The 756-nt window shown below is 65.3% G+C and carries 1 protein-coding gene; it reads right to left on the reverse strand.

Translation table 11 applies throughout. The features are described 5' to 3' along the window. A partial coding sequence (locus tag Q5762_RS36870; RefSeq protein ID WP_315896682.1) for a hypothetical protein occupies positions 1–528 on the reverse strand: 528 nt, incomplete at its 3' end. Positions 529–756: the final 228 nt, after the last annotated feature.

Consider the following 756-nt stretch of genomic DNA (forward strand, 5'->3'; position numbering starts at 1 on the left):
GCGATACCGCTGGTGCCACGTGCGCACTGACGTGGAGTGCCCGGCCAGGATGGCGGCGAACTGGAACGCATCGCACCGATCCGGGTCACCTTGGGTCAGAGTCGCCTCATGGGTCAGGTCACGAACGCGACGAGTCCCGTCCGCCAGCATCGAGACCTCGATAAGAAGGTCGAGTTGCGCCTGTGTGAGGCATAGCATCCACTCGTGAGCAGGGGCCTTGTTGACGAGTGCACCCGCAACTGGCGCGGCGGCAGCGCGGTTCAGCCTCCAGCAGCGCTGGTCTCCCCAGTCGCTCACCGTCCAGTAGGCGCGGCCATCGGTGCGGCGTCCTGGGGGCCCATATAGGGCGGTGAGTGCCGCAGTGATCCGCCGGCAGTTGTCCGGGTTGTGGCTACGCGACTGATAGATGTGTAGCCGTCCATGGGCGCGGAAGTTACCCTCGGTCCATGCCCATCCGACCAACTCCACCAGTTCGTTGCGGACACCGGAGGCTTTCGGCAGGTTGAACGGGGCTGAGCGCTTGACCATGGACTCCGACGTGAGGTCCCTGGTTGTGCGCCACCGCATCGTGGCGCTGCCGCCGCGCCTATTACGCTCCCAGGTGGGCCACCGGTGGTCGGCCGTAACGAGCGCCGAGATGCCTTTCCCGTGGATTCTGAGCATGCGCTCGTCGGTCGCGTCGAATCGGTGAACCTGCTCGACGGGGGCAAACCCAGCGATGCCGGTTTCGACATTCAGACTGGCGACCAAGTCACC

Origin of the sequence: Streptomyces sp. P9(2023), from assembly GCF_032436795.1 — a bacterium.
In the GTDB taxonomy this organism is placed as follows: domain Bacteria; phylum Actinomycetota; class Actinomycetes; order Streptomycetales; family Streptomycetaceae; genus Streptomyces.